The sequence below is a fragment of the Brevundimonas sp. BR2-1 genome (genome assembly GCF_037626195.1).
In the GTDB taxonomy this organism is placed as follows: domain Bacteria; phylum Pseudomonadota; class Alphaproteobacteria; order Caulobacterales; family Caulobacteraceae; genus Brevundimonas.
Genome location: NZ_JARKMV010000003.1, coordinates 237,245 through 263,310 on the forward strand (window position 1 = coordinate 237,245; position 26,066 = coordinate 263,310).

General features: G+C 68.5%; 30 protein-coding genes. 15 read left to right on the forward strand and 15 right to left on the reverse strand.

Annotation, left to right across the window (positions count from 1 at the left end):
* Window positions 1–4: 4 nt before the first annotated feature.
* The 6 genes from BrevBR_RS14115 to BrevBR_RS14140 form a co-directional block, all read right to left on the reverse strand.
* Window positions 5–1,702: a hypothetical protein gene (locus BrevBR_RS14115; RefSeq protein WP_340001369.1), complete on the reverse strand. Its 1,698-nt coding sequence runs from the start codon at window positions 1,700–1,702 to the stop codon at window positions 5–7.
* Window positions 1,703–1,764: 62 nt separating this feature from the next.
* Entirely contained in the window at window positions 1,765–2,037 is a 273-nt protein-coding gene (locus BrevBR_RS14120) for a peptidase inhibitor I78 (RefSeq protein ID WP_340001370.1), read from the reverse strand.
* Window positions 2,034–2,321, reverse strand: a complete 288-nt coding sequence (locus tag BrevBR_RS14125; protein WP_332639827.1) for an I78 family peptidase inhibitor — start codon at window positions 2,319–2,321, stop codon at window positions 2,034–2,036. The genes BrevBR_RS14120 and BrevBR_RS14125 overlap by 4 nt, the downstream gene beginning before the upstream one ends.
* A gap of 23 nt (window positions 2,322–2,344) precedes the next feature.
* A complete protein-coding gene (locus BrevBR_RS14130) occupies window positions 2,345–2,533 on the reverse strand; it encodes a hypothetical protein (RefSeq protein WP_332639828.1) in 189 nt (62 codons plus the stop codon).
* A gap of 122 nt (window positions 2,534–2,655) precedes the next feature.
* On the reverse strand, window positions 2,656–3,117 hold the full coding sequence (locus BrevBR_RS14135; protein WP_332639829.1) for a DNA polymerase III subunit chi: 462 nt from the start codon (window positions 3,115–3,117) through the stop codon (window positions 2,656–2,658).
* 23 nt (window positions 3,118–3,140) lie between these two features.
* Window positions 3,141–4,616, reverse strand: coding sequence for a leucyl aminopeptidase (locus BrevBR_RS14140; protein WP_340001371.1), 1,476 nt, complete (start codon window positions 4,614–4,616; stop codon window positions 3,141–3,143).
* Window positions 4,617–4,752: 136 nt separating this feature from the next.
* Between BrevBR_RS14140 and BrevBR_RS14145 the strand changes: the two genes are divergently transcribed.
* The 6 genes from BrevBR_RS14145 (at window position 4,753) to rsmA (ending at window position 12,728) form a co-directional block, all read left to right on the forward strand.
* Window positions 4,753–5,886 carry an LptF/LptG family permease gene (locus BrevBR_RS14145; RefSeq protein ID WP_340001372.1) on the forward strand — a complete coding sequence of 378 codons (1,134 nt, stop codon included), beginning with the start codon at window positions 4,753–4,755 and terminating at the stop codon, window positions 5,884–5,886.
* The gene (gene lptG, locus BrevBR_RS14150) at window positions 5,883–7,010 is read left to right on the forward strand and encodes an LPS export ABC transporter permease LptG (protein ID WP_340001373.1); all 1,128 of its coding nucleotides are present in this window, start codon (window positions 5,883–5,885) and stop codon (window positions 7,008–7,010) included. Before BrevBR_RS14145 ends, lptG begins: the two co-directional genes overlap by 4 nt.
* Before the next feature lie 41 nt (window positions 7,011–7,051).
* Window positions 7,052–9,478, forward strand: coding sequence for an LPS-assembly protein LptD (locus BrevBR_RS14155; protein WP_340001374.1), 2,427 nt, complete (start codon window positions 7,052–7,054; stop codon window positions 9,476–9,478).
* 98 nt (window positions 9,479–9,576) lie between these two features.
* Window positions 9,577–10,914, forward strand: coding sequence for a peptidylprolyl isomerase (locus tag BrevBR_RS14160; protein WP_332639834.1), 1,338 nt, complete (start codon window positions 9,577–9,579; stop codon window positions 10,912–10,914).
* Window positions 10,914–11,912 carry a 4-hydroxythreonine-4-phosphate dehydrogenase PdxA gene (gene pdxA / locus BrevBR_RS14165; protein WP_340001375.1) on the forward strand — a complete coding sequence of 333 codons (999 nt, stop codon included), beginning with the start codon at window positions 10,914–10,916 and terminating at the stop codon, window positions 11,910–11,912. Before BrevBR_RS14160 ends, pdxA begins: the two co-directional genes overlap by 1 nt.
* A gap of 9 nt (window positions 11,913–11,921) precedes the next feature.
* On the forward strand, window positions 11,922–12,728 hold the full coding sequence (gene rsmA / locus BrevBR_RS14170; protein WP_332639836.1) for a 16S rRNA (adenine(1518)-N(6)/adenine(1519)-N(6))-dimethyltransferase RsmA: 807 nt from the start codon (window positions 11,922–11,924) through the stop codon (window positions 12,726–12,728).
* A gap of 115 nt (window positions 12,729–12,843) precedes the next feature.
* Here rsmA and gmk read toward each other — a convergent pair whose 3' ends face one another.
* The 7 genes from gmk to fabD all read right to left on the reverse strand — a co-directional run bounded on the left by gmk (window position 12,844) and on the right by fabD (window position 19,039).
* Window positions 12,844–13,485 (reverse strand): guanylate kinase, encoded by a 642-nt coding sequence (gene gmk, locus BrevBR_RS14175; RefSeq protein ID WP_332639837.1) that lies wholly within the window; start codon window positions 13,483–13,485, stop codon window positions 12,844–12,846.
* Entirely contained in the window at window positions 13,475–14,374 is a 900-nt protein-coding gene (locus tag BrevBR_RS14180) for a YicC/YloC family endoribonuclease (RefSeq protein WP_340001376.1), read from the reverse strand. Before BrevBR_RS14180 ends, gmk begins: the two co-directional genes overlap by 11 nt.
* Window positions 14,371–15,540 carry an endolytic transglycosylase MltG gene (mltG, locus tag BrevBR_RS14185; RefSeq protein ID WP_340001377.1) on the reverse strand — a complete coding sequence of 390 codons (1,170 nt, stop codon included), beginning with the start codon at window positions 15,538–15,540 and terminating at the stop codon, window positions 14,371–14,373. Before mltG ends, BrevBR_RS14180 begins: the two co-directional genes overlap by 4 nt.
* Window positions 15,541–16,821 carry a beta-ketoacyl-ACP synthase II gene (gene fabF / locus BrevBR_RS14190; RefSeq protein ID WP_340001378.1) on the reverse strand — a complete coding sequence of 427 codons (1,281 nt, stop codon included), beginning with the start codon at window positions 16,819–16,821 and terminating at the stop codon, window positions 15,541–15,543.
* A 108-nt stretch (window positions 16,822–16,929) separates the two neighbouring features.
* Window positions 16,930–17,169 carry an acyl carrier protein gene (locus BrevBR_RS14195; protein ID WP_055830235.1) on the reverse strand — a complete coding sequence of 80 codons (240 nt, stop codon included), beginning with the start codon at window positions 17,167–17,169 and terminating at the stop codon, window positions 16,930–16,932.
* Window positions 17,170–17,336: 167 nt separating this feature from the next.
* Window positions 17,337–18,077 carry a 3-oxoacyl-[acyl-carrier-protein] reductase gene (fabG, locus tag BrevBR_RS14200; RefSeq protein WP_332639841.1) on the reverse strand — a complete coding sequence of 247 codons (741 nt, stop codon included), beginning with the start codon at window positions 18,075–18,077 and terminating at the stop codon, window positions 17,337–17,339.
* A gap of 17 nt (window positions 18,078–18,094) precedes the next feature.
* Window positions 18,095–19,039 (reverse strand): ACP S-malonyltransferase, encoded by a 945-nt coding sequence (gene fabD / locus BrevBR_RS14205; RefSeq protein ID WP_340001379.1) that lies wholly within the window; start codon window positions 19,037–19,039, stop codon window positions 18,095–18,097.
* 151 nt (window positions 19,040–19,190) lie between these two features.
* On the opposite strand from fabD, the gene BrevBR_RS14210 reads away from it, so the two are divergent.
* Genes BrevBR_RS14210 through BrevBR_RS14220 form a run of 3 tightly spaced genes read left to right on the forward strand, consistent with a single transcriptional unit; the run spans window position 19,191 to window position 20,391 of the window.
* Entirely contained in the window at window positions 19,191–19,511 is a 321-nt protein-coding gene (locus tag BrevBR_RS14210) for an ArsR/SmtB family transcription factor (protein WP_332639843.1), read from the forward strand.
* Complete coding sequence (locus BrevBR_RS14215) at window positions 19,508–19,972, forward strand: SRPBCC family protein (RefSeq protein WP_332639844.1); 465 nt, start codon at window positions 19,508–19,510, stop codon at window positions 19,970–19,972. Before BrevBR_RS14210 ends, BrevBR_RS14215 begins: the two co-directional genes overlap by 4 nt.
* A gap of 2 nt (window positions 19,973–19,974) precedes the next feature.
* Entirely contained in the window at window positions 19,975–20,391 is a 417-nt protein-coding gene (locus tag BrevBR_RS14220; RefSeq protein ID WP_332639845.1) for a GFA family protein, read from the forward strand.
* Window positions 20,392–20,407: 16 nt separating this feature from the next.
* Here the strand turns inward: BrevBR_RS14220 and BrevBR_RS14225 are convergent, their stop codons facing one another.
* Entirely contained in the window at window positions 20,408–21,814 is a 1,407-nt protein-coding gene (locus BrevBR_RS14225) for an FAD-binding oxidoreductase (protein ID WP_340001380.1), read from the reverse strand.
* Window positions 21,815–21,869: 55 nt separating this feature from the next.
* On the opposite strand from BrevBR_RS14225, the gene BrevBR_RS14230 reads away from it, so the two are divergent.
* The 5 genes from BrevBR_RS14230 to BrevBR_RS14250 all read left to right on the forward strand — a co-directional run bounded on the left by BrevBR_RS14230 (window position 21,870) and on the right by BrevBR_RS14250 (window position 25,297).
* Window positions 21,870–22,310: an NUDIX hydrolase gene (locus BrevBR_RS14230; RefSeq protein ID WP_340001381.1), complete on the forward strand. Its 441-nt coding sequence runs from the start codon at window positions 21,870–21,872 to the stop codon at window positions 22,308–22,310.
* 44 nt (window positions 22,311–22,354) lie between these two features.
* Window positions 22,355–22,699 (forward strand): hypothetical protein, encoded by a 345-nt coding sequence (locus BrevBR_RS14235; RefSeq protein ID WP_340001382.1) that lies wholly within the window; start codon window positions 22,355–22,357, stop codon window positions 22,697–22,699.
* Between the two features lie 141 nt (window positions 22,700–22,840).
* The gene (locus BrevBR_RS14240) at window positions 22,841–23,851 is read left to right on the forward strand and encodes an SPFH domain-containing protein (protein ID WP_340001383.1); all 1,011 of its coding nucleotides are present in this window, start codon (window positions 22,841–22,843) and stop codon (window positions 23,849–23,851) included.
* 3 nt (window positions 23,852–23,854) lie between these two features.
* Entirely contained in the window at window positions 23,855–24,313 is a 459-nt protein-coding gene (locus BrevBR_RS14245; RefSeq protein WP_332639850.1) for an NfeD family protein, read from the forward strand.
* 69 nt (window positions 24,314–24,382) lie between these two features.
* Window positions 24,383–25,297, forward strand: a complete 915-nt coding sequence (locus BrevBR_RS14250; RefSeq protein ID WP_332639851.1) for a bifunctional helix-turn-helix transcriptional regulator/GNAT family N-acetyltransferase — start codon at window positions 24,383–24,385, stop codon at window positions 25,295–25,297.
* Here the strand turns inward: BrevBR_RS14250 and rnhA are convergent.
* Window positions 25,294–25,737, reverse strand: coding sequence for a ribonuclease HI (gene rnhA, locus BrevBR_RS14255; RefSeq protein ID WP_332639852.1), 444 nt, complete (start codon window positions 25,735–25,737; stop codon window positions 25,294–25,296). The genes BrevBR_RS14250 and rnhA overlap by 4 nt on opposite strands.
* Before the next feature lie 103 nt (window positions 25,738–25,840).
* On the opposite strand from rnhA, the gene BrevBR_RS14260 reads away from it, so the two are divergent.
* Entirely contained in the window at window positions 25,841–26,059 is a 219-nt protein-coding gene (locus tag BrevBR_RS14260; RefSeq protein ID WP_332639853.1) for a twin-arginine translocase TatA/TatE family subunit, read from the forward strand.
* Window positions 26,060–26,066: the final 7 nt, after the last annotated feature.

Below are 26,066 nucleotides of genomic sequence, written 5' to 3' on the forward strand. Positions count from 1 at the left end.
CCGTCTAGGCCAACTCCAGATCCATCGGTCCGCCGATCCATTCGACAGCCGCCTTGCGCCTGGCCTCGGCCGCCGCGTCGGCGTCGCCCAGCGCTGTCTCGGCCTCGGCGAGGACAAAATAGCTGTAGGGGTCGCTGGGCCAGTCCTCGAGCAGTTCGACGATCTTCACCTTTGCGCCCGCCGCGTCGCCCTTGAGCAGCAGTGCCGCGGCGAGGCTGCGGCGCGTCGGATACCAGAGGATCGGCGGATCGCCGCCCTCGGAATCCTGCCCCTGGATTTCGGCGGCGCGGGTAAAGGCGGCGACGGCCGCGTCGGCGTTCCCCTCGATCATGGCGGCCCTGCCTTCGAGCACCCGCTGCGAAACCTCGGTGAATTCGTTGCGCATCCTGCCCTGCGGTCCGGCGGCGAAGTCCGGCGCGGCGCGCAAGGCGGCGATGGCCTCGGCCTCGGCCCGGACGGCGGACGCGTCCCCTGCCCGCGCCGCGGCCTCGCCCCGGGCGAAGCGCCAGCTGACGCGCAGCATCGGATGGGTTTCAGCCGGTTCGGCCAGCGAGGCGACCTTCTCCGGCGAACCGAAGCGGCCGTAGATGGCGTAGGCGTTGTTGGCCATGGCCTGACGCCAGACATTGGTCGCCGGAATGTCCGGATAGGTGGCCAGGAACCAGTCGGCCAGTTTCAGCCCTTCCTCACCCCCGCCGGCCATCAGGGCGCCGCCCATGCCGAAATGGATGTTGTGGCCGTGCAGCGGCATGCCGGGCACGCCGCCGGGTGGACGGGCCAGCCCGTCATAGCGCCGGTCCAGCGCCACGGCGTTGACGTTGGACATCATCGCGTCCTTGTACCGACCCACGCGATAGAAGGTGTGCGACGGCATATGCACCAGATGGCTGGCTCCGGGAGCCAGGGCCGCCAGCCGCTCGCCATAGGGAATGGCCTTGTGCGGGTCGTCCGACCATTCGGTCAGATGGATGTAGAGGTGGATGGCGCCGGGATCGTCGGGAAGCCGGGCCAGGGTCTGTTCGAGGATGGACATGGCGCGGGTGATGCCGGGGTCGGCGGCCTTGCCGTCGTCGTCCCACCATTCGTCGGCGTTCAGCATCCAGGCGTCGGCGGTGATGGCGGCCACGGTGACGTCCGATGGATTGTTGCGCGCGATCCGGTCCATCGACTGGGCGAAGCGGCGACTGCGCGAGGATTTCCAGCCTGAATAGCGCTGGACGAGGGCGTCGATCATCTGCCGCTGCATGGGCGTCGCCTGCCGCGCCATCCGGCGGGCTTCGCGCGCGGCCTTCACGGCGGCGGCGAGGCTTTCGTCGTCATTGCCGCCGCCGTTCAGATTGGGGCCGAGCGCCCAGGCCTCGCCCCAGGCGCACATGGCGCATGACGGGTCGAGTAGACGGGCCTTGCGGAAGGCGCGCACCGATTCCGTGTGCTCGAAGGCCCAGCGCAGGCGGACGCCGTGGTTGAACCAGGCCTGGGCCTCGGGATTGGCCGTATCAATGGCGAAGCCGCCCGCGCCGAAGCCGTCGACCATGACCATGTCGGTGACCGGCGTGCCCGCATTGGCCGACCCGGCCTGTCCGCAGACCTGGGGGCTTTCCAGCAGCGCGCGTACGGCGCTGTCGGCGGTCGCGTCGGCGACGGCGGCAGGTCCGATCAGCACCGCCGTCAGGGCGACGCCCGACATCAGCATCGTACGCATGGTCTGCCCTCCCCGGACTTCCACGCCACCCTGCCGTGAAAGGCGCGGGACGCCAAGCGGGATCAGCCGCAGTCGACGCGTTCGATGATGCCGGTCGCCTGGTTGAAGCGGATGTTCAGCCGGTCGGGGCGCAGGTCCTTCGTCGTCGGACAGGTGGTGCAGACGATGCGGACGTTCGCGCCGGCTGCGAAGTCCACGGCGCCGACATGGGAGCCGATCAGCGACTGCGCCGCCCCGGCGTCGCAGCGTTGGGGGACGGGCGAGGTCTCGGGCGTCCCTGCCGGCGCGCACGCCGCCAGAGTCAGGCCGGCGACGGCGACGGCGATGGCCCTCATCCGCATTTGACCTCGCGGATGACGCCGGTGCGTTCCTCATAGAAGATATTCAGGCGCGAGGGACTGTAGTCCATCGTCACCGGGCAGGTGGTGCAGGTGACGCGCCAGTTCTCATTGGCCGGTTTGGGCGGCAGTTCGGAACGGTTGCGGCCGACGTACTGCTGATACTGGTCCGCGCGGCACTGGGTCGGACCGTCCGAAGGCGGAACGGACGCGCCGTCGTCGACCGGGGCGCAGGCGGCCAGCAGGCCGGCGGCCGAGAGGCTGAGTACAAGGGTCTTCATCGGCGGGGTCTCCTTGGGGTGCGTCAGCCGCAGCGGACCTGTTCGACGATCTGCGTCTGTTCGTTGAAGAAGATGTTCAGGCGGTGAGGCGCATAGTCCTCGGTCACCGGACAGGTCGTGCAGGTGACCCGGCGATTCACGACATCGACAGGAACGGGAATCTCGGTCTTCGGTTTCCCGACCAGCCATTGAAGCTCGCCCGCGCGGCACATGTCGACGGTCGGATAGGTGGGCTGGGAACCGACGGGAGGATTCAGCTGCGCCTCCTCAATGGCGCGCGGCGCCGAGGCGTCAGAGGCGGGCGTCGTGCAGGCCGCCAGCGCCGCGAGGGCGATCAGGCCGCCTTTTCCCAGCGTCCCTCGGGCGACTGCTTCCAGTAGGCCAGGTTCGCGCCCTGATCCTTCAGCGTCTTCCAGCGGACCCGCGCGCCGGACAGCGCCTCGTCGTTCCGTCCGTCGAAGATGATGAAGCATCGGTCGAAGCCTTTCGTGTCGCCCAGTTCAGCGCTGTCCAGGATGAACAGCGCCTGAGCCGCGTTCGGGTTCTCGGTCGATTCCGTCAGCAGGATGGGCTGACGCGCCGCCTCGGGCTCGTCCGCGCGGCCGTGGGCGAGGAAGCTGTCGTCGCGGTACGTCCACAGCCGCTCGTCGATGTCGTCGAGCAGATGCGGATCGGACGCGCGGACCAGCGCCTTCCAGCCCCGCTCGCGCGTCTTTTCCAGCAGACCCGGCAGGACCTGATCCAGCGTCGAGCGCTCGAGATGGTAGAACCAGATTTCCGGCGATGCGTCAGACACCCGGTTCCACCTCTCACAGCCGATCAGGACTCGTAGGAGTCGGCCACCATCCGGTCGAGCGTGCGCACGCCCCAGCCGACGGCGCCGTCCGGCACGGTCGGGCTCTTCGAGTCCTTGACCCAGGCCGTCGGGGCGATGTCGATGTGGGCCCAGGGCGTGCCGTTGGTGAAGCGCTGCAGGAACAGGGCGGCGGTGATCGAGCCGCCCGCGCGGCCATTGCCGGTGTTCTTCACATCGGCGATCGGGGTGTCGATGTGGCGCTCGTAGGCGGCCGGGATCGGCATCCGCCACGCGTTCTCGCCGACCTTGGGCGCGGCGGCCAGGAAGTTATTGGCCAGTTCGTCCGAGTTGGAGAAGACGCCCGCATATTCCAGGCCGAGCGCCACGATCATGGCGCCCGTCAGGGTGGCCAGATCGAGCATGAATTTCGGCTTGAAACGCTCTTGGGTGTACCAGAGGCAGTCGGCCAGAACGAGGCGGCCCTCGGCGTCCGTGTTCAGCACCTCGACCGACTGGCCGGACAGGGACATGACCACGTCGCCCGGGCGCTGGGCCGCGCCGTCGGGCATGTTCTCGACCAGGCCGATGACGCCGATGGCGTTCACCTTCGCCTTGCGGCCGGCCAGGGCGTGCATGAGGCCGGACACGGCGGCGGCGCCGCCCATGTCCCACTTCATGTCCTCCATGCCGTCGGCCGGTTTGATGGAAATGCCGCCGGTGTCGAAACAGACGCCCTTGCCGACGAAGGCGATGGGCTGCTCGCCCTTCTTGCCGCCGTTCCACTTCATGATGGCGACCTGGCTCTCGCGCACGCTGCCCATGCCGACGGCCAGCAGGGTGTTGAAGCCGAGTTTGGTCAGTTCCTTCTCGCCGAGAATCTCGACCTCGAGGCCGAGTTTCTCGAGGCTCTTCACCCGTTTGGCGAACTCTTCCGGGTACAGGACGTTGGCGGGCTCGCTGACCAGATCGCGCGAGAATTCGACGGCGGCGGCGACGGCCGAGAACGATTCGTATGCAGCCTTGGCGGCCTTCGGATCGGCGGCGACGACCTCGATGGTTTCGATCGACGGCGTCTTCTCGGGCTTCAGGGTCGTGCGGTATTTCAGGAAGCGGTAGCTGGCCAGACGGGCGGCGAAGGCGGCGCGGGCGGCCTGGTCGGCCGAGAGGTGCGAGGCGTCGATGGTGAGGGCCGTCGCGCCCGACATCTTAACCGCATGATAGGCGGCGCCGGCGGCGGCCTCGAGGGCGAGATCATCGAACTTGCCCGGATCGCCCGCGCCGGTCAGCACGATGGTCGAGGCGTCGACGCCGGCGGGCGCGGCGACGACGAGGGTGCTGTTGGACCCGCCGGTGAAGCGGCTGGCGGTCATGGCCCGGGTCAGCGCACCTGACGTCGCGGCGTCGAGCTGGCTTCCCGTCCCCACGAAGGTCCTTCCTTCGTTGACGAGGACGGCGAGAACCTGGGGGGCGCTCGCGGACGCGACGAATTCGATCTTCATTTACTGCTCCCGCCGGGCATTACGCGCCCGGTGATGGTGTCGACAAGGATGAGCGCGCGCGGTTTCACCGGCGCGGTCGGGTGTGTATTAGATGCTCTCCCTCGCCGCCGCCTGCAACGGGCGATTTCTCCCGAACATGACCCTGATCCAAGGCTATCTTTTCCGGCAAATCGCGCGTCCCGTCATCGGCGCGTGCGCGGCGCTGACCGGAATCGGCATTCTGAGCCAGAGCCTGGATCAACTGGAGGTGATCGTCGAGCGCGGCCAGAGCCTGTGGGTGATGGTCAAGCTGACCCTGCTGGCTGTGCCGCAGCTGCTGGCCGTGATCGTGCCCATCGGCTTGTTCGTCGGGGCGCTGATCGCCCTGACCCGGCTGCAGCGCGAACAGGAACTGACGGCCGTCTTCGCCTCGGGCGTGACGCGCTGGTCCGCCATCCGGCCGGCGATCAAGCTGGCGGCGATCGCGGCCCTGGTCACCCTGCTGATCACCACGGTGCTGCAGCCATGGGGCCAGCGTCAGGCCCGCGCCGAGGCCTTCGCCATCCGCACCGATCTGGCCGCCGTGCTGATCGAGGAGGGTCGCTTCGTCCAGGGCCCCAATGGCCTGACCGTCTATGTCCAGCAGATCGAGCAGAACGGCCTGCTGAAAAACCTGTTCGTCTATGTCGACGAGGGCGACAAGGTCACGACCTGGGACGCGGCCGAGGCGCGCTTCGGACGAATCGACGGCAGCCCCGTCCTGACCCTGCTGAACGGCTCGCGGCAAAGCTATTCGTCGCGCGGCGTCCTCGAATACTTTTCGTTCGGCCGCACCGTGGTCGATCTGGCGCCCTACGCCAACCTGACCGACCGGATTCGCTACAAGCCGGCGGACCTTTACCTGCCGCAGCTGTTCAACCCCTCGCCGCAGGATCTCGAGACCGTCGGCTCGGCCGGAGAACTGGCGGCGGAGGGGCATTCCCGCCTGTCAGCGCCGCTCTACGCGCTGATGGCCATGGCGATGGCGCTGACCGCGATCATGGGCGGTCAGTTCAGCCGCACCGGCTACAGCCTGCGAATCGCCAAGGCGGCGGGCGCCTTCCTGATCGTACGGGTGGCCGGCTACGGGGTGGTGTCCGCAAGCGCATGGAACGGCTGGCTGAACGTGTTCCAGTATCTGCTGCCGATCGTCGCCACCGCCATCGCCCTGAGGCTGCTGTTCCGCGCGCTGAAGCCGCGGCGCAGCCGGCCCTGGCCCCTGGTGGACCAATTGAAGGCGAGGTTCGCATGAGCCGCGTCGCCCTGCCCGTCCCGCGGATCCGCCTCGGCCGGATCGAGCGCTACGTTCTGGTCCAGCAGGCCCGGTCGTTGGCCATCGCACTGGGCGTCATCAGCGCACTGATCATGCTGATCGACTTCGTGGAAATTTCCCGCGGCGTCGGGTCGGACGTCGATCTGTCGGCCCCGCGCATCCTCGGCCTGATGCTGCTGAAGTCGCCGCAGGTGATCATCCAGCTGTTGCCGTTCGTCTTTCTGTTCGGGACGCTGGCGGCCTTCGTCGGGCTGAACCGGCGCAGCGAACTGATCGCGATGCGGGCGGCTGGGGTTTCGGCCTGGCGGTTCGTCCTGCCCGCAGCCGGCGCCGCCCTGATGTTTGGCGTGCTGACGGTCGGCGCCCTCGGGCCGTTGGCGGCCTCGGCGGACGGGCTGTTCCAGCGGGAGCGGTCGCGGCTGTCCGGATCGGCGATGTCCGGCGAGACCGAACAGGCGATCTGGATCCGTGAGGGCGACGACACGCGGCAGATGGTCATTCGCGGGGCCCGACAGGATCGCGCGAACGCCCGCCTTCTGGGCGTGAGCTTCTTCATCTACACCAATGACGCCGCCGGAATGCGGACCTTCTCCGAGCGGATCGACGCCGCCTCCGCGACCCTGGCCGCGGGGCGCTGGCGCCTGGTCGACGCGGTCGGAGCCCAGATCGGCCAGCGAGCGGTGCGCTACGCCACGCTCGACCTGCCCTCCAGCCTGGCCGACGACGAGGCGTTCGAGCGATTCGCCCGGCCCCAGTCCACATCCTTCTGGTCGCTGCCGGCCCAGATCGCGCGCGTCGCGGACGCGGGCTTCTCTTCCACTGCCTACAGGCTGAGATTCCAGCAATTGCTGGCCACGCCCCTGATGTTCGCGGCCATGTCGATCCTGGCCGCGGCCTTTTCGCTGCGGCTGATGCGGCTGGGTGATCTGGCGAAGATGAGCGTCGCGGCCGTGGTGCTGGGATTCGGCTTCTTCTTCGTCAACCAGGCGGCCTCAGCGTTCGGTTCCGCCGAGGTGATCCCGCCCTGGCTGGCCGCATGGCTGCCGCCCTTGCTGACAGCGCTCGCCGCCTTCACCTTGCTGTTCTATACCGAAGACGGCTAAGCGAACCCTCGTCGCCCCTCCACGGCCAGAGTGATTTTTGCATGCAGCGTGACCGCCGCGCGCCCGACACGGCAGCCTTGCGCCGTCGGCTTCTGGCCGGCGCCGCCGCCATGGCCCTGGCCGGCTGGGCGTCCGTCGCCCATGCGCAGACCCCCTCCGCACCCGCCACGCCGGCGTCCAATGCAGCCGGCCCGGACGGACTGACGCCGGACGCCCTGTATCTCGAGGCTGACGTCGCATCCCGCGAGGGCGACGTCATCACGGCAAGCGGCCTCGACGCCAGCCGGGTGCTGGCCCGATTCCGCGGCTCGACGCTGAGAGCGGGCGAGATCAGCTACGATCTGGCGCTCGGCGTCGCCACGGCCAATCGGCGGGTGGAGTTCACTGACGCGGGCGGCACGGTGATTTTCGCCAGCTATCTGGAGCTGGATTCCGACATGAAGGCCGGCGTCGCTGTCGACTTGGCCAGCCGGTTCCCCAACGGCAGCAGCCTGATGGCCGCGACCGCCGTGCGCCGGAGCGAACACGTCAACGAGCTGAACTACGCCATCTTCACGCCGTGCCCGATCTGCGACGCTGAAGGCCGGCCAAAGCAGCCCAGCATCTCCGTCCAGGCCGAGAAGGTCGTCCAGAACGAGGAGCTGCGGGCGGTTCTGTACCGCAACGCCGTCTTCCGCGTGGGCGGCGTGCCGGTGCTCTACCTGCCGTATTTCGCCCATCCGGATCCGACTGTGGAGCGCGCCTCGGGCTTCCTGGTGCCGATCCCCAGCTATGACGACGGACGCGGCCTGAGTGTGGAGACGCCCTATCTGCGCGTCATCTCGCCGTCTGAAGACTGGCTGATCAGTCCGCAGTTCAACACCGACGTGGCGCCCCTGCTGAACCTGCAATGGCGCCGGCGGTTCTCGCACGCGACCGTCCAGGCCCGCGTCGGCTATACCTATGAAGAGAATTTCGGGGATTTCGACGCCGACGGCGATAACGTGCCCGACATCCCGATCGAGGCCGAACACCGCAGTTATCTGCTGGCTTACGGCCGGTTCGATCCCGATGGGCCGTGGCGCGCCGGTTTCACCGCCGAGCGGACCTCGGACAAGACCCTGTTCGACCGCTACGACATCCACGACCCATATCAGGACAACGGCCTTTACTACGGCGACCGCCGCCGGCTGATCAGTCAGGTCTACGCCGAGCGACAGACCCAGCGGTCGTATCTCTCGATCGCAGCCTTCGACCTGCAGAGCCTCCGCGTGGCCGTTCCCAATGACGATGCGCCGGGTCTGAACGAATTCGAGGCCGACGGCAGCCTGCCGTTCGTCGCGCCGTTGATCGAGGCGCGGTGGGAGCCGGACGGTCCGGTGCTGGGCGGGCGTCTACGGCTGCGAAGCACAGCCGTAGCCCTGTATCGCGACGCCTATGTCGGCAGCCCGGTCCTGCGTCCCGAGGTCATCCCGCCTGGCTCGATCCTCGGCCAGCCCGGCGTCGACAGCCGCCGTATCTCGGGCCAGGCCGAGTGGCGCCGGACCATGATTTCCCGCGCCGGCGTGCGATGGGAGCCGTTCGTCGACGTGCGCGCCGACGTCTATTCGATCGCCGACCTGCCGCCGAGCCTGGGGCTGGAAGACGAGACAATCTCCCGCGGACGCGCCACGGCCGGCCTGGATGTCAGCTATCCCCTGATCCGGCGGATGGGCGACAGCGCCGACCTGATCCTCGAGCCCATGGCCCAGTTCTCGGCCTCGACCGATCCCGACCTGGACCCCCGTATTCCGAACGAGGACAGCCAGACGCTGGAATTGGACCAGAGCTCGCTGTTCCGGACCGACCGGTTCCCCGGGTACGACCTGCTGGAGGGTGGTTTGCGTCTTACCGCCGGCATGCGGGCGACCATGCGCTGGGATCAGGGCCGGGAAGCCAGCCTGTTCGTCGGCCGCAGCCTGCGCGACGCCGAGCAACCTGGGTTCCGCGTCCCTGTGCCCGACGCGCCGGCGCAGCTGTACGATCCGTCGGGTCTGGCGTCGGATACGTCGGACTGGGTCGTCCAGGGCAGCTTCTCCCCGTCGGACCGGGTCCGGGGTTGGGGGCACGCCACGATCGATTCCTCGGGCGAGGTGCGGCGGGCCGAGGCCTCGGCCGACGGCCGCTGGGGCCGGCGCAACCTGGCGACGGTGACCTATATTATCGACCGGTCCAACCCGATCGAGGGGCCACTGAACCGCAACTATGAATTCATCCAGCTGTCGGGCCAGCAGTTCATCTATGGCAATTGGGGCGTGACCGTCGCCGGCATCGCCGACCTGGAACAGGACGAGATCACCCGCTCCGACATCGGACTGCTGTTCGATGACGATTGTTTCCGGTTCGAGCTGGGCTGGCGGCGCGACAACACCCGCGTACGCCCGACGGGCCCGTCCGAGGGCGTCTATGTGCGCCTAAACCTCGCCACTTTCGGCGGTACAGGGTATTGACGCAGCGACAGGCGCTGGACGCCGCGCGACCCGGGGGCGCGCGGAATGATTATCCGGATCAAATCCGGGCCAACGCCGCTTGAGGAATACGGACTGATATGGGTTTGACGCGTTATATGACGGGCGTGGCGATGGCCGCCCTCCTGGCCGGTACGGCCGTGGCGCAGACCGCGCCGGTCCAGGCTCCGGCCGCTGCGGGAACCCTGAATCCGGCGGCCGAGGCGGCGCCGCCCGCGGCTCCGGCCGCACCCGCGTTCCAGATGTCCGACGGCATCCTGGCCACGGTCAACGACAGCGTCATCACCGGCTACGACCTTCGCCAGCGGATGCTGCTGCTGATCGCCATGACCCAGGTCCAGCCGACGCCCGAGAATATTCCGGCCATCCAGCAGCAGGCCCTGAACCTGCTGATCGACGAGCGGCTGCAGGCCCAGGAACTGACCAAATACGAGGACCTGGTGATCACCGACGAGGAGGTCGATCAGGAACTGGCCGCCATGGCCCAGGAAGTCGGCGCTGCACCGGCGACCTATATCGATTTCCTCGCCCAGGGCGGCATCCGTCCCTCGACCCTGCGCGAACAGCTCCGGACCCAGCTTGGCTGGTCCCAACTGGTCGGCGGACGCTTCCAGAGCCGCGCCCGCGTCAGCAAGGCGGCGGTCGACGCCGCCCTTCGCCAGGCCGCCGAGGCGGCCTCGAAGAAGCAGTATCTGATCGGCGAAATCTATATCGAGGCCAGCCGCGTCGGCGGCCAGCAGGCCGCGCTGAACGGCGCCACCCAACTGGTCCAGCAGATGGTCCAGGGCGCACCCTTCCAGGCCGTCGCCCAGCAGTTCTCGGCCGCGCCTTCGGCCACCCGCGGCGGCGACGCCGGCTGGGTCGTGGAAGGCACCATGCAGCCGGCCCTGCAACAGGCGCTGGATCAGCTCGAAGTCGGCCAGCTGTCGCGGCCAATTCCGGTCGATGGCGGGGTCTATATTGTTTATATGCGCGACAAGCGGGATGGGGCGTCGGCCAGCCTGGTGCAGATCAAACAGGTGATGATCGAGCTGCCGGAGACCGCCACCGACGCGGAGGTGGCCGCGGCCACGGCGCGCCTGGAGGCCCTTCGGCCCCAGCTGACCTGCGATACGATGCTGCAACGCGCCACGTCGGAACAGGGCCTGCTGGGCTCCGACCTGGGCGAGGCCGACGTGCAGAACCTGGCGCCCCAGTTCCAGCAGGTCGCCCGCTCGGCCGAGGTCGGTTCGGTCAGCACTCCCGTCCGCACGCCGCTGGGCGTCCACCTGCTGGGCGTCTGCGGACGCCGGGCCGGCGGGGTCGAGGCTCCCGACGCGCGCGCCGTGGAAGCCCAGTTGTTCCGCCAGAACCTCGCGACCCTGGGCAAGCGCTATATGCGCGACCTGCGTGAGGACGCCCTCATCGAGATGAAGTGATGACCGGCCCCGCGCCGCTGGCCCTGTCCATGGGCGAACCGGCGGGCGTGGGACCCGAGATCATCGCGAAGGCGTGGGCGGCGCTGAAGGCCGAGGGTCCGGTCTTCGTCGTGATCGGCGACGCCCAGGCGCTCAGCGTCTACGCGCCGGTCGCTGCTGTTCTGACCGCGGCGGACGCAGCCGACGTCTTTTCGACGCGCATCCCGGTTATCGATTCACCGCTTCCCATTCAGTGCAGGCCGGGCCATCCCGAGCCCGCCAACGCCGGGACCGTCGCCGACTGGATCGAGCAGGCGGTCAACCTGGCCCTGTCGGGCGAGTGCTCGGGCGTGGTCACCGCCCCGATCGCCAAGGCCCCGTTGTACGCCGCCGGCTTCCGCTTCCCCGGTCACACAGAATTTATCGCCGAACTGACTGCGGACGCGCCGTTCGCCGGCGCGCGCGGACCGGTGATGATGCTGACGGCGAAGGATCTGCGGGCCTGCCTCGTCACCATCCATGCGCCGCTGGCCGAGGCGCCGGAACTGGTCACGGTCGAACGCGTCTGCCGCACGGCGCGCGTGGTCCATGAGGCGCTGAAGCGCGACTTCGGCGTCGCCGCGCCCCGGCTGGCCCTCGCCGCGCTGAACCCGCACGCGGGCGAAGGCGGGGCGATCGGACTGGAGGAGATCGAGGTGCTGGCCCCGGCGGTCGGGATCCTCAGGGGCGAAGGCATCACCATCACCGATCCCCTGCCCGCCGACACCCTGTTCCACGACGACGCGCGCGCGACCTACGACGCCGTCCTGTGCCTGTACCACGACCAGGCCCTGATCCCGGTCAAGACGCTGGACTTCTGGGGCGGGGTCAATACGACCCTGGGCCTGCCCGTGATCCGCACCTCGCCCGACCACGGCACCGGCTTCGACATCGCCGGCAAGGGCGTCGCGCGGGCCGACAGCCTGATCGCGGCCATCCGTCTGGCCGGACAGATGGCGGCGGCGCGCCGGGCGCTGTAAGCAGCCCGTGTGACCGACCTCCCCACCCTCCGCGAATCCCTCGACGCCCACGGGCTGTCGGCGAAGAAGAGCTTCGGCCAGCATTTCCTGCTGGACCTGAATGTGACCCGCAAGATCGTACGCCTGGCCGGCCCGTTCGAGGGCCGCGCCGTGATCGAGGTCGGCCCCGGCCCCGGCGGTCTGACCCGGGCCCTGCTGGAAAGCGACGCCGGCAAGGTGGTGCTGGTCGAGAAGGACCCCCGCTTCCTCCCTCTGCTGGCCGAGCTCGACGACGGATCCGGACGGTTGATCGTGGTCGAGGCCGACGCCCTGAAGGTGCGCGAGGCGGAGCTGGTTGAGGGCCCCGCGCATGTGGTGTCCAACCTGCCCTACAACGTCGGCACGCCGTTGCTGATCAAATGGCTGACCGGGCCGTGGACGCCCCACGCCCTGACCCTGATGTTCCAGAAGGAAGTCGCCGAGCGGATCGTCGCCGCGCCGGGCGACGACGCCTACGGCCGGCTGGCGGTGATCAGCCAGGCCGTGTGCGAGGCGCGTCTGGTCATGCATCTGCCGGCCGCGGCGTTTACGCCGCCGCCGAAGGTGGCCTCGGCCGTGGTCCATCTGGTCCCGCGGACGGATCGGCCGGATGCGGAGACACTGAAGCGGCTGGAACGGGTGACGGCGGCGGCGTTCGGCCAGCGCCGCAAGATGCTGCGATCCAGCCTGAAGACGCTGGGCGGCGCGGCGCTGTGCGAGGCCGCCGGGATCGAGCCGGACGCGCGCGCCGAGGTGGTCGATGGCGCGGGCTTTCTGCGGCTTGCACGCGCGCTCTGAGCCTCACTGTGGGCGGGCGCGCCTCAGTTTCGGCATCGTGTGGAGTGGCAAAGGCCGCTATCGTCCACCGACCAGCCTGAAGGGGGGACCCGCCACCGTCTGCGCCAGCGCGTCTCTAGACCGCCTCGTTCAGCAGGGCGTTGCGGTAGGCGTCGACCCAGAGGTTGCGGAACCGCCGGGACCGTTCGGCGTGGTAGATGTGGGCCAGTTCGGCGTAGCTGCGGTCGAAGTCGTCGTTGACGAAGATGTAGTCGAAGTCCCCGCAGTGCTCGATCTCGCCCTTGGCGTTGGCGATGCGGCGTTCGATGACCTCTTCGGCGTCCTGCGAACGGGTCACCAGGCGGCGGCGCAACTCCTCGAGGCTGGGCGGCAGGATGAAGACGCGGACGGCGTCCTCCGGGCATTTGCGGGCGATGTCGCGGGCGCCCTGCCAGTCGATGTCGAACAGGACGTCCCGTCCCTCGGACAGGGCCCGGTCGATGGGGGCGCGCGGCGAGCCATAGCGGGCGCCGTGGACGTCGGCCCATTCGAGGAAGGCGTCGGCATCGATCAGACGCTGGAATTCGGCGTCGTCGACGAAATGATAGTCGCGGTCGGCGACCTCGCCAGGGCGGATGCCGCGGGTGGTCATGGAGATCGACAGCTCCAGCCCGCCGTGGTCGGCCATCAGGCGGCGGCACAGGCTGGTCTTGCCCGCGCCGGACGGGCTGGCGACGATCAGCAGGACGCCGCGGCGGGGCGTGCGTTCATTCGACATTCTGGACCTGTTCGCGCAACTGTTCGATGACGGCCTTCAGCTCGAGGCCGATTCCGGTGAGCGCGGTCGTAGCCGATTTCGAGCAGAGGGTGTTCGCCTCCCTCATGAATTCCTGCATCAGGAAGTCGAGTTTTCGTCCGGCGGGGGGTTGCTGCAACAGGGTGCGGGCCGAGGCGACGTGGGCGGTCAGCCGGTCCAGTTCCTCGCGCACGTCGGCCTTGGTCGCCAGCGCCGCCGCCTCGAGGAAGATGCGGTCCTGGAGCCCCGGAGCGTCCGGCGCCAATTCGGTCATGCGGCGGGTGAACCGCTCGCGGATGGCGTCGGTCTGGGCGGCGGCCCCGGTTTCGGCCTGGACCGTCAGGGCGTCGATGCGGGCGATGAAGTCGGTGATCACGGGCAGAAGCTGGCCGCCCTCGCGGTCGCGCGAGAGCTTCAGGGCGTCCATGGCCTGATCGATGGTGACGGCCATGGCGGCCTCGACGGCGGCGCGGGCCTCGGCTTCGTCGGCGTCCTCGGGCGCCTCCAGCACGCCGCGCAGGGACAGCAGGCCGTCGGCCGAAGGCGGGGTCGCCCCCTCCTCCGCCAGCTCATTGGCCAGCGCCAGATAGCGGGCGAGGACGTCCTGATTGATCTTCAGCGCGGCGGCGCCGGGGTCGGCGCGTTTGGCCTGGATCCCGACCGTGACCTGTCCGCGGCTCAGCCGGGCCTGGGCCGAAGCCTTGGCGTGGCGCTCCAGGGTGTCGAAGCCGGGCGGGCCGCGGAAGCGGACCTCCAGATTGCGGCCGTTGACCGAACGGGCCTCGACCGACCAGCTCCAGTCGCCCCCACCCTCGACGGCGAGCGCGCCGTCCGCACGCCCGAAGCCGGTCATGCCGGAAATCCGGCTCATCGGGCCGGCGCCGGGGTCGTCTGCGGGATGCTGATGACGCGGGCGCCGGGCGGCGCGGTCACCCCCGGAGCCGCGGTTGCGCCCGCGGCGGCCTCGGGGGGCGCATTGGGCACGCCGGGAACCGTGCCGGGCACGGCCGGCGGCGCGGCCTCGGGCGGCAGGCCGGCCTTGCGACGCTCGATCTCGCGCCAGCGGGCGACATTGATCAGGTGCTCGTCATAGGTTCGGGCGAAGACGTGTCCCCCCGTGCCGTCGGCGACGAAGAACAGTTCGTCGGTCCGGGGCGGGTTCAGCACGGCGGCGATGGCGTCGCGACCCGGATTGGCGATGGGCGTCGGAGGCAGGCCGTCGATCTGATAGGTGTTCCAGGCCGTCTGGCGATCCAGCTCGGACCGCCGGATGCCCCGGCCCAGAGGGCGGCCGCGGGTGATGCCATAGACGATCGTCGGATCGCTCTCCAGCCGCATGCCGGCGCGCAGACGGTTGGTGAAGATGGCGGCGACGCGCGGACGTTCGGCGGCCAGACCGGTTTCCTTCTCGACGATCGAGGCCAGGACCATGGCTTCCTCGGGCGAGCGAACGACCGTGGTCGGGCTGCGGGCGGCCCACAGGCGGGCCAGGTTCTCGTCGCGGGCGCGGCGCATGCGGGCGATCACCGAATTGCGGGTTTCCCCGCGGCTGACCTCATAGGTGTCGGGCCACAGGGAGCCCTCGTCCGGGGTCACGTCCACCGTGCCGATCAGGATCGGCTGTTTGTTCAGGATGTCGACGGCCTGGGCCGAGGACCAGCCTTCCGGCAGGGTGACGTAGTGGCGGACCACCCGGCCCTCGACCAGCAGGACGATGACGGATCGCAGCGACGCCTTGCTCGGCACCTCGTACTCGCCGGCGCGCAGCTTGCGGTCGGCGCCGGTCAGGGTGGCGGCGGCCTTGAACATGTCGGTCGAGCGGATCACGCCCGCCGACTTCAGGGTCGCGGCGATGGCCGAGACGCCCGCGCCGCTGGGCAGGGTGACGATGGTGGTCTGTCGACCGTCCCGAGCCGCCGGGCCGGGGGCGTAGAAGACGCTCCAGGCCGCGACCAGGGCGGCGATGATGAACAGGCTGATGGTGGCCGTGGCCGCCAGGAAGGCCGTCTTGCGGCCCGATCCCCGTTCGACCCCCACCTAGCTCACCTTGCGGAAGATGACGGTGGCGTTGGTGCCGCCGAAGCCGAAGCTGTTCGACATGGCCACATCAATCTCCATTGGCTGGCCCTTGTCGCGGACCAGGTTCAGGGCGGTTTCCTGCTCGGGATTGTCCAGGTTGATGGTCGGCGGCGCGATCTGGTCCCGGATGGCGAGGATGCAGAAGATCGCCTCGATGGCCCCGGCGGCGCCCAGCAGGTGTCCGGTCATGGACTTGGTCGAGGACAGGGCCACCTTCGGCGCGTGGTCGCCCATCAGCTTCTCGATGGCGCCGGCCTCGATCCAGTCGGCCATGGTCGAGGTGCCGTGCGCGTTGACGTAGTCGATGTCCGAGACCTCGATACCCGCCCGTTTGACGGCCATCTGCATGGCGCGGTAGCCGCCGTTGCCGTCCTCGGCCGGGGCGGTGATGTGATACGCGTCGCCGCTGAGCCCATAGCCGATGACCTCGGCGTAGATCGTCGCGCCGCGCGCTTTCGCGTGCTCGTACTCTTCCAGCACCACGATGCCCGCGCCCTCGCCCATGACGAAGCCGGAATGGTCCTTGTCCCAGGGCCGCGAGGCCTTTTCGGGCTGATCGTTGTACGCGGTGCACAGGGCCTTGCAGGCCAGGAAGCCGGCGATGCCTATGGGGACGATGGAGCTTTCCGCCCCGCCGGCCACCATGACGTCGGCGTCGTCCATCATGATCATCCGCGCCGCATCGCCGATGGCGTGGGCGCCGGTCGCGCAGGCGGTCACGACGGAATGGTTCGGGCCCTTGAGGCCGTGGCGGATCGATATCTGGCCCGAGGTCAGGTTGATCAGGGCCGAGGGGATGAAGAAGGGGCTGACCCGGCGCGGGCCCTGCTCCTTGAGGATGATGGCGGTGTCGGCGATGGGGCCCAGACCGCCAATGCCCGAACCGACCATGACGCCTGTGCGTTCGCGCTGTTCCTCGGTCTCGGGCTTCCAGCCGGCGTCGGCCAGGGCCTCGTCGGCTGCGGCGATGGCGTAGACGATGAAGTCGTCGACCCGCTTGCGATCCTTGGGCGACATGACCTTTTCATGGTCGAAGACTCCGGGCTGGCCGGGCGCGCCGCCGCCGCGGCCGTCTACGGACGGGATTTCACCCGCGATGGTGCAGGCATAGCCTTCGGTATCGAAGCTGGTGATCGGGCCGATGCCCGAACGCCCTTCAAGGATGCCCTTCCAGGTGTGATCCACGCCCCAGCCCAGAGGCGTGAGCAGACCGAGACCGGTGACGACGACGCGGCGCATGAGCGCTCCTCGCTACAGAATCCTGACCGCAAACAGTAATGGCCGCCGGGCGACCCCGCTAGGGGCGCGCCACGGCGGCCATCAAAGCCGTATCGAAAGCGGCGGCGATCAGCCGGCCAGCTTCTCGTCGATGAACTTCACGGCGTCGCCGACCGTCTGGATGTGTTCGGCGGCGTCGTCCGGGATTTCGATGTCGAATTCTTCCTCGAAGGCCATCACCAGTTCGACGTTGTCGAGCGAGTCGGCGCCCAGATCGTCGATGAAGCTGGCTTTTTCAACGACCTTTTCCGGATCGGCGTCCAGGTGGTCGATAACGATCTTACGGACGCGTTCCAGGGTGTCGGACATGGGAGTCTCTGCTTTTAGGGCCGCCGGGGCGGCTGTTGTCTCAGTCACTGCCGTATGACGACAGCGGCGACGGCGCAAGCCTTCAACGAAGACTCAGGCCGGTCGGTTGCGTGGCCTTTAGCACAGCCGTCAGGGCAGGAAATAGCCCCCGGCCAAGCCAGGCGAAATCAGATCATCGCCATGCCGCCGTTCACGTGCAGCGTCTGGCCCGTGACATAGGCGGCCTCGTCCGACGAAAGATAGACGGCGGCGGCGGCGATCTCGTCCCCCGTGCCGAGGCGGCCGGCCGGGATGTTCTTCAGGATGGTCTCGCGCTGGGCGTCGTTCAGCACGTCCGTCATGGGCGAGGCGATGAAGCCCGGGGCGATGCAGTTCACGGTGATGCCCCTGGAGCCCACCTCCTGCGCCAGCGACTTGGAAAAGCCGATCATGCCGGCCTTCGAGGCCGCATAGTTGGTCTGGCCGGGGTTGCCGGTGACGCCGACCACCGAGGTCACGCCGATGATCCGGCCCGAGCGTCGCTTCATCATCCCCTTCATCGCGGCGCGCGACAGGCGGAAATAGCTCTCCAGATTGATCCGGATGACGTCCTGGAAGTCCTCGTCCTTCATTCGCATCAGCAGGCCGTCCTTCGTGATGCCGGCGTTGGCGATCAGGATGTCCAGCGGCGCGCCGGCGGCTTCCTCGGCGCGGGCGATGAGGCCGTCGACCGATTCGGCGTCCGACAGGTTGGCGGCGGCGGCGAAGGCGCGCTCACCCAATTCCTTCGCCAGATCCTGCAGCACCGCCTCGCGGGTGCCGGACAGGACGACCGTCGCGCCCTGGGCGTGCAGGGCGCGGGCGACCGCGCCGCCGATGCCGCCCGTTGCGCCGGTTACAAGCGCAGTCTTTCCAGTGAGATCGAACATCTTCTTTTCCTTGTGTCTCAGAGCGACGTGGCGAAGGCTTCCAGCTCTTCGGGCGTATTCAGGGCCGTGCTTTCGGCGTCCGGCGCGATCCGCCTGGCCATGCCGGTCAGGACCTTGCCCGAGCCGATCTCGGCGAAGCGGGTGACGCCGCCCTCTCCGGCCATCCACTCCATGCTTTCGCGCCAGCGGACGCGGCCGGTGACCTGTTCGACCAGCAGGCGGCGGATGACCTCGGGATCGGTCTCCGGGCGGGCGGTGATGTTGGCGACGACGGCGACCGAGGGCGCGACGATGGTCGCCGGGGCCAGGGCCGTGGCCATTTCGTCGGCGGCGGGCTGCATCAGCGGGCAGTGGAAGGGCGCCGAGACGTTCAGCGGAATGGCCCGCGCGCCCAGCTCCTTGGCCTTTTCGATGGCGCGGTCGACGGCGGCCTTGTCGCCCGAGATGACGACGTTGCCGTTGTTGTTGTCATTGGCCACGACACAGACGCCGACCTCGGACCCGGCCTTCGCCGCCTCCTCCGCCAGCGCCAGATCGGTTTTCGGGCCGATCAGCGACGCCATGGCGCCCCTGCCCACGGGCACGGCGCGTTGCATGGCCTGACCGCGCAGCTTCAGCAGCCGCGCCGTGTCGGCCAGGGAGACGGCGCCCACGGCGCACAGGGCGGAATATTCGCCCAGCGAATGGCCGGCGGCGTATGTCGCTTTCGTCAGATCGAAGCCGAACTCGGTCTTCAGGGCCCGCATCGCCGCCACCGAGACCGCCATCAGGGCCGGCTGGGCGTTCTCGGTCAGGGTCAGCTGATCCTCGGGACCCTCGCGCATCAGCTGGCTGAGGTTCTGGCCCAGGGCCTCGTCGACCTCGGCGAAGACGGCGCGGGCCGAAGCGAAGGCGTCGGCCAGGGCGGAGCCCATGCCGACCGACTGGCTGCCTTGTCCCGGGAACAGCAGGGCGAGGGTCATGAGGGGCTCCTGAGCCGTGAATCAAGCGCGAACCGATAGGCCGGGCCTGCCGCAGGGGCAAGCCGTCCGCCCTGCCTTGTTCCTCGTCGGACCATCGATTTGACATGCAGGTATTTACCTGCATATATGATCCATATCCGAGAGAGACCGAATGGACGCGGACAAGGTTTTCAAGGCGCTGGGCGACCCGACCCGCAGAAAGCTGCTCGACCGGCTTTGCGAAAAGAACGGCCAGACGCTGGGCGAGCTTTGCGAAAATCTGGACATGGCCCGGCAGTCCGCCACCCAGCACCTCGGAATTCTCGAGGAGGCCAATCTGGTCAGCACCGTCAGGCGCGGCCGGGAAAAGCTGCACTTCATCAACCCGGTGCCGCTGCACGACATCTACGAACGCTGGATCCGCAAGTTCGAAATCCAGCGGCTCAGCCTGCTGCACGACCTCAAGACAGAACTCGAAGGAGACAAGAGATGACCCGCCAGACCACCAGCTTCGTCTATGTGACCTACATCGTCTCGACGCCCGAAAAGGTGTTCGAGGCCATCACCCGGCCCGACATCGCGCGGCGCTACTGGGGCCACGAGAATGTCTCGGACTGGAAGCCCGGTTCGAAATGGCAGCACGTCCGCGCCAATGACGAACGGACCGTCGAACTGGTCGGCGAGGTGGTCGAATCCTCGCCGCCCTCGCGGCTGGTCATCACCTGGGCGAATGAGTCCCAGGCCTCCGATCCGGACGCCTACAGCCGGGTGACCTTCGAGATCGAGCCTTATGAGGAGATGGTCCGGCTGACCGTCTCGCACGACGATCTGGTCGTCGGCAGCGGCATGGCCAACGGCGTCACCAAGGGCTGGCCGATCGTCCTTTCCAGCCTGAAATCGCTGCTGGAGACCGGCCAGGGCCTCGACGTCTTCGCCAGGCCGAAAGCGGCCTGACCATGACCGAACCCTATGCCGGCGGATGCGCGTGCGGCGCGGTCCGCTATGAGGTGAAGAGCGAACCCCTGTTCCAGAACCACTGCCACTGCCTCCAGTGCCAGAAGCTGAGCGGCGCGGGGCACGGCTCCTACCTGACCTTTCCCGGGCGGGCGGAGGCGAGCCTGACGGGCGAGGCCAGCACATGGCGGGTGGCGGGCGACAGCGGCGCCAGGAAGCTGCACGCCTTCTGCCCGACCTGCGGATCGCCGGTCTGGCTGACGTTTGAGGCGGCGCCGGACCTGATCGCGGTCCACGCCGGCAGCCTCGACGATCCGGGCCGGTTCAAGCCGCAGGCGATCACCTACGGCGTTCGCGCGCCGGCGTGGGACACGATGGATCCGGCGCTGCAGACCTTCGACAGGATGCCGACGGGCTAGCTCTCCGGACCGGCGCCTAGAACAGCACCGCGGGGTTCATGATCCGGTGCGGGTCCAGCGCGGCCCGCACCGCCTGCATCGCCGCGATCTCGACCGGCGACTTGTACCGCCGCGCCTCTTCGGTCTTCAGCCGTCCCAGCCCGTGCTCGGCCGAGATGGAGCCGTCGTAGCGGGCGACGATGTCGTGGACGACCTGCGACCCTTCCGCCCAGCGGGCGAGAAAGGCCGGGAGGTCGCCGCCGGGCGGGCACAGCACGTCATAGTGCATATTGCCGTCGCCGACGTGGCCGAAGGCGCTGACCCGCGCGCCGGGGTGGAAGCGTTCGACGGCCGCCGTGGCTTCTTCCAGGAAGTCGGCGATGCGCGAGACGGGCACGGAGACGTCGTGCTTCCAGCCGCCGCCCTCGGGCTTCTGGGCCGCGGACTGCTCCTCGCGCACCTTCCAGAAGGCGGCGCGCTGGGCGTCGTTCTGGGCGATGGCGGCGTCGACGATCAGGCCGGTCTCGAAGGCGTGGGTCAGCAGCCGTTCCATGGCGGAATCGGCCCCGCCGGGCTCGCCCGAGACCAGTTCGATGAGGACGTACCAGGGCGGGGTCGAGTCCAGCGGCTCGCGCGTGTCGGGGATGTTGGCGAGAACGAACTCCATGCCGATCCGCTTCATCAGCTCGAAGGCCTCGACCCCGCCGCCGGTTTCGGCCTTGGCGCGGGCCAGCAGTTCGATCGCGGCCGCGGGCGTCTCCAGCCCGACCATGGCCGTCGCCCGGCTGCGCATGACGGGAAACAGCTTCAGCGTCGCCGCCGTGACGACGCCCAGCGTGCCTTCCGCGCCGATCAGCAGCTGCTTCAGGTCGTAGCCGGTGTTGTCCTTCCGCAGACGTTTCAGACCGTGGAAAATCTGGCCGTCCGGCAGCACCGCCTCCAGCCCCAGCACCAGATCGCGCATCACGCCGTAGCGGATGACCGCGGTGCCGCCCGCATTGGTCGAGACCACGCCGCCGATGGTGGCCGTGCCCTCGGCCGCGAGGCTGAGCGGGAACAGACGGCCGGCGGCGGCGGCGGCCTGTTGAGCCTCCAGCAAGGTCACGCCGGCCTCGACCGTCATGGCGTCGTCCAGCGGCGTGACGTCGCGGATCGCGCGCAGCTTCCGCGTCGACAGCAGGACCTCGCCATAGGGAATCTGGCCGCCCACGAGGCCGGTGTCGCCGCCCTGGGGGGTGATAGCCACGCGGTGTTCGGCGCAGATCGCGACCAGCCGAGCCGTCTCTTCCGTCGAGCGGGGTGTCAGCATCAGCGGCGTATGTCCCCGCCAGCGGTTGCGCCATTCCGTCAGCCATGGCGCGATCTCGGCGGGATCGTCCGTCCAGCCGCCGGCTCCGGCCGCGGATTTCAGGGCTTCGAGGGCGGCGGCGGACGGCGGGGTCATGCGCCCTTGTCTCAAAGTCGTGGACGCGGCGAAAGGGCCAAGCCACGCTGGCGCCATGACGACCGCCCTTCCCTCGCCCGTTCCCGCCGTCGGCGTCGTCTGCCTGCGGGGCGACGAGGTGCTGCTGATCCGGCGGGGAACGCCGCCGCGGCAGGGCGAATGGAGCCTTCCGGGCGGCCGGATCGAACCGGGCGAACGCGCCGTCGACGCCGCGCTGCGCGAACTGCGCGAGGAAACCGGGGTCGAGGCGGAGATCACCGGCCTGATCGACGTGGTCGACGGGATATTTCCGGATTCGGACCGCCACTATGTCCTGATCGACTACGCCGCGCGCTGGATGTCCGGCGAGCCGGTTGCGGGCGATGACGCGGTCGAGGCGCGGTTCGTGGCGCTGGACCAGGTCGAGGCGCTGGTGAACTGGTCGGAGACGCGCCGGATCATCGCCCTGGCTGCGGCGTCCCGCGATTTGGGACGCGACCCGCGTTCGCCGACGTGACAAGCTGCGCCTTTCCGGCGATCGGCCGGACGGGGAACCTCATCATGCGTATCCGTAGTCTCGTGGCGGCGCTCGCCGCCTCGGCCGCCCTGCTCGCGCCGGCGGCCTCGGCCCAGACCGAGTCGATCGACTTCACCCTGACCAACAACACCGAACATGTGCTGACCGCCCTGTTCATCTCCCTGCCTTCGACGAACGAATGGGAAGAGGACATCTTCGGCGCCGACGTCCTGGGTTCGGGCGAGAGCATCGACATCTCGATCGACGACGGCCTGCCGGAGTGCGTCTACGACATCCGCGCCGACTTCTCGGACGGCGATTCGGTGCAGGTCGCGGAGGTCAATTTCTGCGAACTGGACGGCGAGGAACTGGCCATCAACGAGGACTAGTCCGGCGCGCCAACGCTGACCGCAGGGCGGCTCCCGACCGGGGGCCGCCCTTTTCATTACGCGGATGTCATCTTCGCCCTGTCCGGTTTCTGTGGCGCACGGGCCACAGGGTGCTAACCTGAACGGGATTTGGGAGGCTTTATGGACACGTCCGTTCTTTTCACCATCGCCCTGGTCGCGCTGGCCTTCGTTCTGCTGTTCAGCGTGGTCAAGATCGTGCCGCAAGGGCGCGAAATGACTGTCGAACGTTTCGGCAAATACACGCGCACGCTTGCGCCGGGCATCAGCATACTGACGCCCTTCGTCGAGCGGATCGGCCGGCGCATGAACATGATGGAGCAGGTCCTCGACGTGCCCCAGCAGGAGGTCATCACCAAGGACAACGCCATGGTGAAGGTCGACGCCATCGTCTTCATCCAGGTGATGGACGCCGCCTCGGCCGCCTATCGGGTCGAGAACCTGCCCTACGCCATCACCCAGCTGTGCATGACCAACCTGCGCACCGTGGTCGGGTCGATGGAGCTGGACGAGGTCCTGTTCCAGCGGGACAGCATCAACTCGCGCCTGCTGACCGTGATCGACGCGGCGACCGAGCCCTGGGGCGTCAAGGTCAACCGGATCGAGATCAAGGACCTGACCCCGCCCGCGGACATCACCAACGCCATGGCCCGCCAGATGAAGGCCGAGCGCGAGAAGCGCGCGGTCATCACCGAGGCCGAGGGCGAGAAACAGGCCGCCATCGCGCGCGCCGAGGGCGCCAAGCAATCGGCCATCCTCCAGTCCGAGGGCCGCAAGGAAGCCGCCTTCCGCGACGCCGAGGCCCGCGAACGCGCCGCCGAGGCCGAGGCCAAGGCCACGGCCATGGTCTCGGAAGCCATCGCCCGCGGCGACGTCAACGCCATCAACTATTTCGTGGCCCAGAAATACGTCGAGGCCTTCGCCGAACTGGCGCGCAACCCGACCGCCAAGACCGTCATCGTCCCCGCCGAGATGAGCGGACTGGTCGGCACCATCGCCGGACTGGGCGAACTGGTCGGATTGGCGAAGGAGCAGCAGCAGAGCCGCACCGACGTGCGCCGCGATGCGCCGCCGCCGCCGCCGAAGCCGCCCGCGCCGCCGCGCCCGCCGCGTCCCGCCGTTCCGAGGACCTGATCCATGGATGCCCTGATCGACCTGCACGCCGCCCAGCCATTCTGGATCTGGCTGGCCCTGGGCGTGATCCTGCTGGCGGTCGAGGCCGCCTTCTCGACCGAATGGCTGCTGTGGCCGGCGGTGTCGGCGGGGATGGTGGCCGTGGTCACCGCCCTTGGCCTGCCGCTGAGCTTCGTGGGCGAGGTCGCCCTGTTCGCCGTGCTGACGGTGGCCATGACCCTGCTGTCGCGCCGCCTGATCCAGCGGGTGAACCCCAGCGACAGTCCGGACATCAACGCCCGCGACAACCGGCTGGTCGGGCAGCGGGCCCAGGTCGTCCAGCCGTTCGTGGACGGCCGTGGCCGGGTGTTCGTTTCGGGCGCCGAGTGGGTGGCCGAAATCGACGGCGCGGGGCCGCTGATCGGAGAGAGCGTGATCGTCGACCGGGTTGATGGATCGAAGCTGAGGGTACGTCTGGCCTGAAATCCTTCTGAAGGCCTTGCCCCCGGAGCGCCGGCATGTATGTTGACTTAGTCAACATAGGTCGCCGCCATGGACTTCGCTCAGGACGTACGTCGGTTCAATCGTTTCTACACGCGCCAGATCGGCCTGCTGGAGGAACACCTGCCCGCCAGCGATCTGTCCCTTCCGGAAGGTCGGGTCCTGTTCGAGATCGCGACGGAAGGGCCCCGCACCGCCGCCGCCATCTCCAGAGCGATGGGGATGGACAAGGCACAATTGAGCCGCCTTGTCGGACGCCTTCTGGAGCGCTCGCTGCTGGTCAGCCAGATCGACCCGGACAACGCCAGGCGCCGCATTCTCTCGCTGACAGACCGGGGCCGCAAAGCCTTCGCCGAGCTGGATCGCGGCTCGCAAAACAAGACCGAGGCCATGCTGGAGGCTCTTCGAAGCGAACAGCGGCGCCGGCTGGTCGGAGCCATGCGGGAAATCGAGGCGACCCTTGCCGCCAAGGACGGCGACGGCGACGGGGTGACGCTAAGAGCCCCCCGGTCGGGCGATATCGGCTGGGTCACCAGCCGTCAGGCCGTCCTGTACACACAGGAGTACGGCTGGGACTGGACCTACGAGGCCTTCGTCGCGAAAATTCTCGGCGACTTCGTCACAGGTTTCGATCCCCGACGTGAGGACGCATGGATCGCCGAAAGGAACGGCCGGATCCTGGGATCGATCTTCCTCATGCGGGGCGACAGGCCCGAAGTCGCAAGACTGCGCCTGCTCTACGTCGAGCCGGAGGCGCGTGGTCTGGGTCTTGGCCGCCGACTGGTCGAGACGTGTATCGAGCGCGCCCGTGAACTGGGGTACGGCCGCCTGACCCTGTGGACCAACGACATCCTGACCGCCGCCCGCCATATCTACGAGAACGCCGGCTTCCGCCTGACCGAACAGACCCCGCACCGGTCCTTCGGAAAGGATCTCGTCGGCCAGACCTGGGATCTGGACCTCTAGCCGCCGCGCATCTCTTCGATGCCGCGATTGGCCAGCCCGTCGGCGCGCTCGTTCAGTTCGTGCCCCGCGTGGCCCTTCACCCAGTGCCATTTGACGTCGTGCCTGGCGCGAGCCTCGTCGAGGCGGCGCCACAGGTCCTCATTCTTGACCGGCTTCCTGTCGGCCGTCTTCCAGCCGCGCGCCTTCCAGCCCCGGATCCATTCTGTGATGCCGGTCATGACGTATTTGCTGTCGGTGTGCAGATCGACGCGGCACGGCCGGGTCAGGGCCTCCAGGGCGCTGATCGCCCCCATCAGCTCCATGCGGTTGTTGGTCGTCAGCGGCTCGCCGCCCCACAGTTCCTTCTCGTGGCCGCCGCCGGTCTGAAGGACGGCGCCCCAGCCGCCGGGCCCCGGATTGCCCTTGCAGGCGCCGTCGGTGTGGATGATGACGTGACTCATGGGCGCGTCCTAACAGGTTCGCTTGGCGTCGCGCCACTGAACGGCCTATATGCGGCAAGAGATTTCGACCGGGCCGACCCGGCCTGACTGAGGAGAGTTGTCCGTGGGTTCATTCAGCATCTGGCACTGGGCCATCGTCGCCATCATCGTGCTTCTGCTGTTCGGCGGCCGGGGCAAGCTGTCGGGCCTGATGGGCGACGCGGCCAAGGGCGTGAAAGCCTTCAGGGACGGCCTGAAAGACACCGACGGGGACAAGCCCCGCGATGAGCGCGCCGGAGCACTGCCCCGCACCGACGCCGAAAAAGAAGACCTGAAGTCGTAAGCCGCAT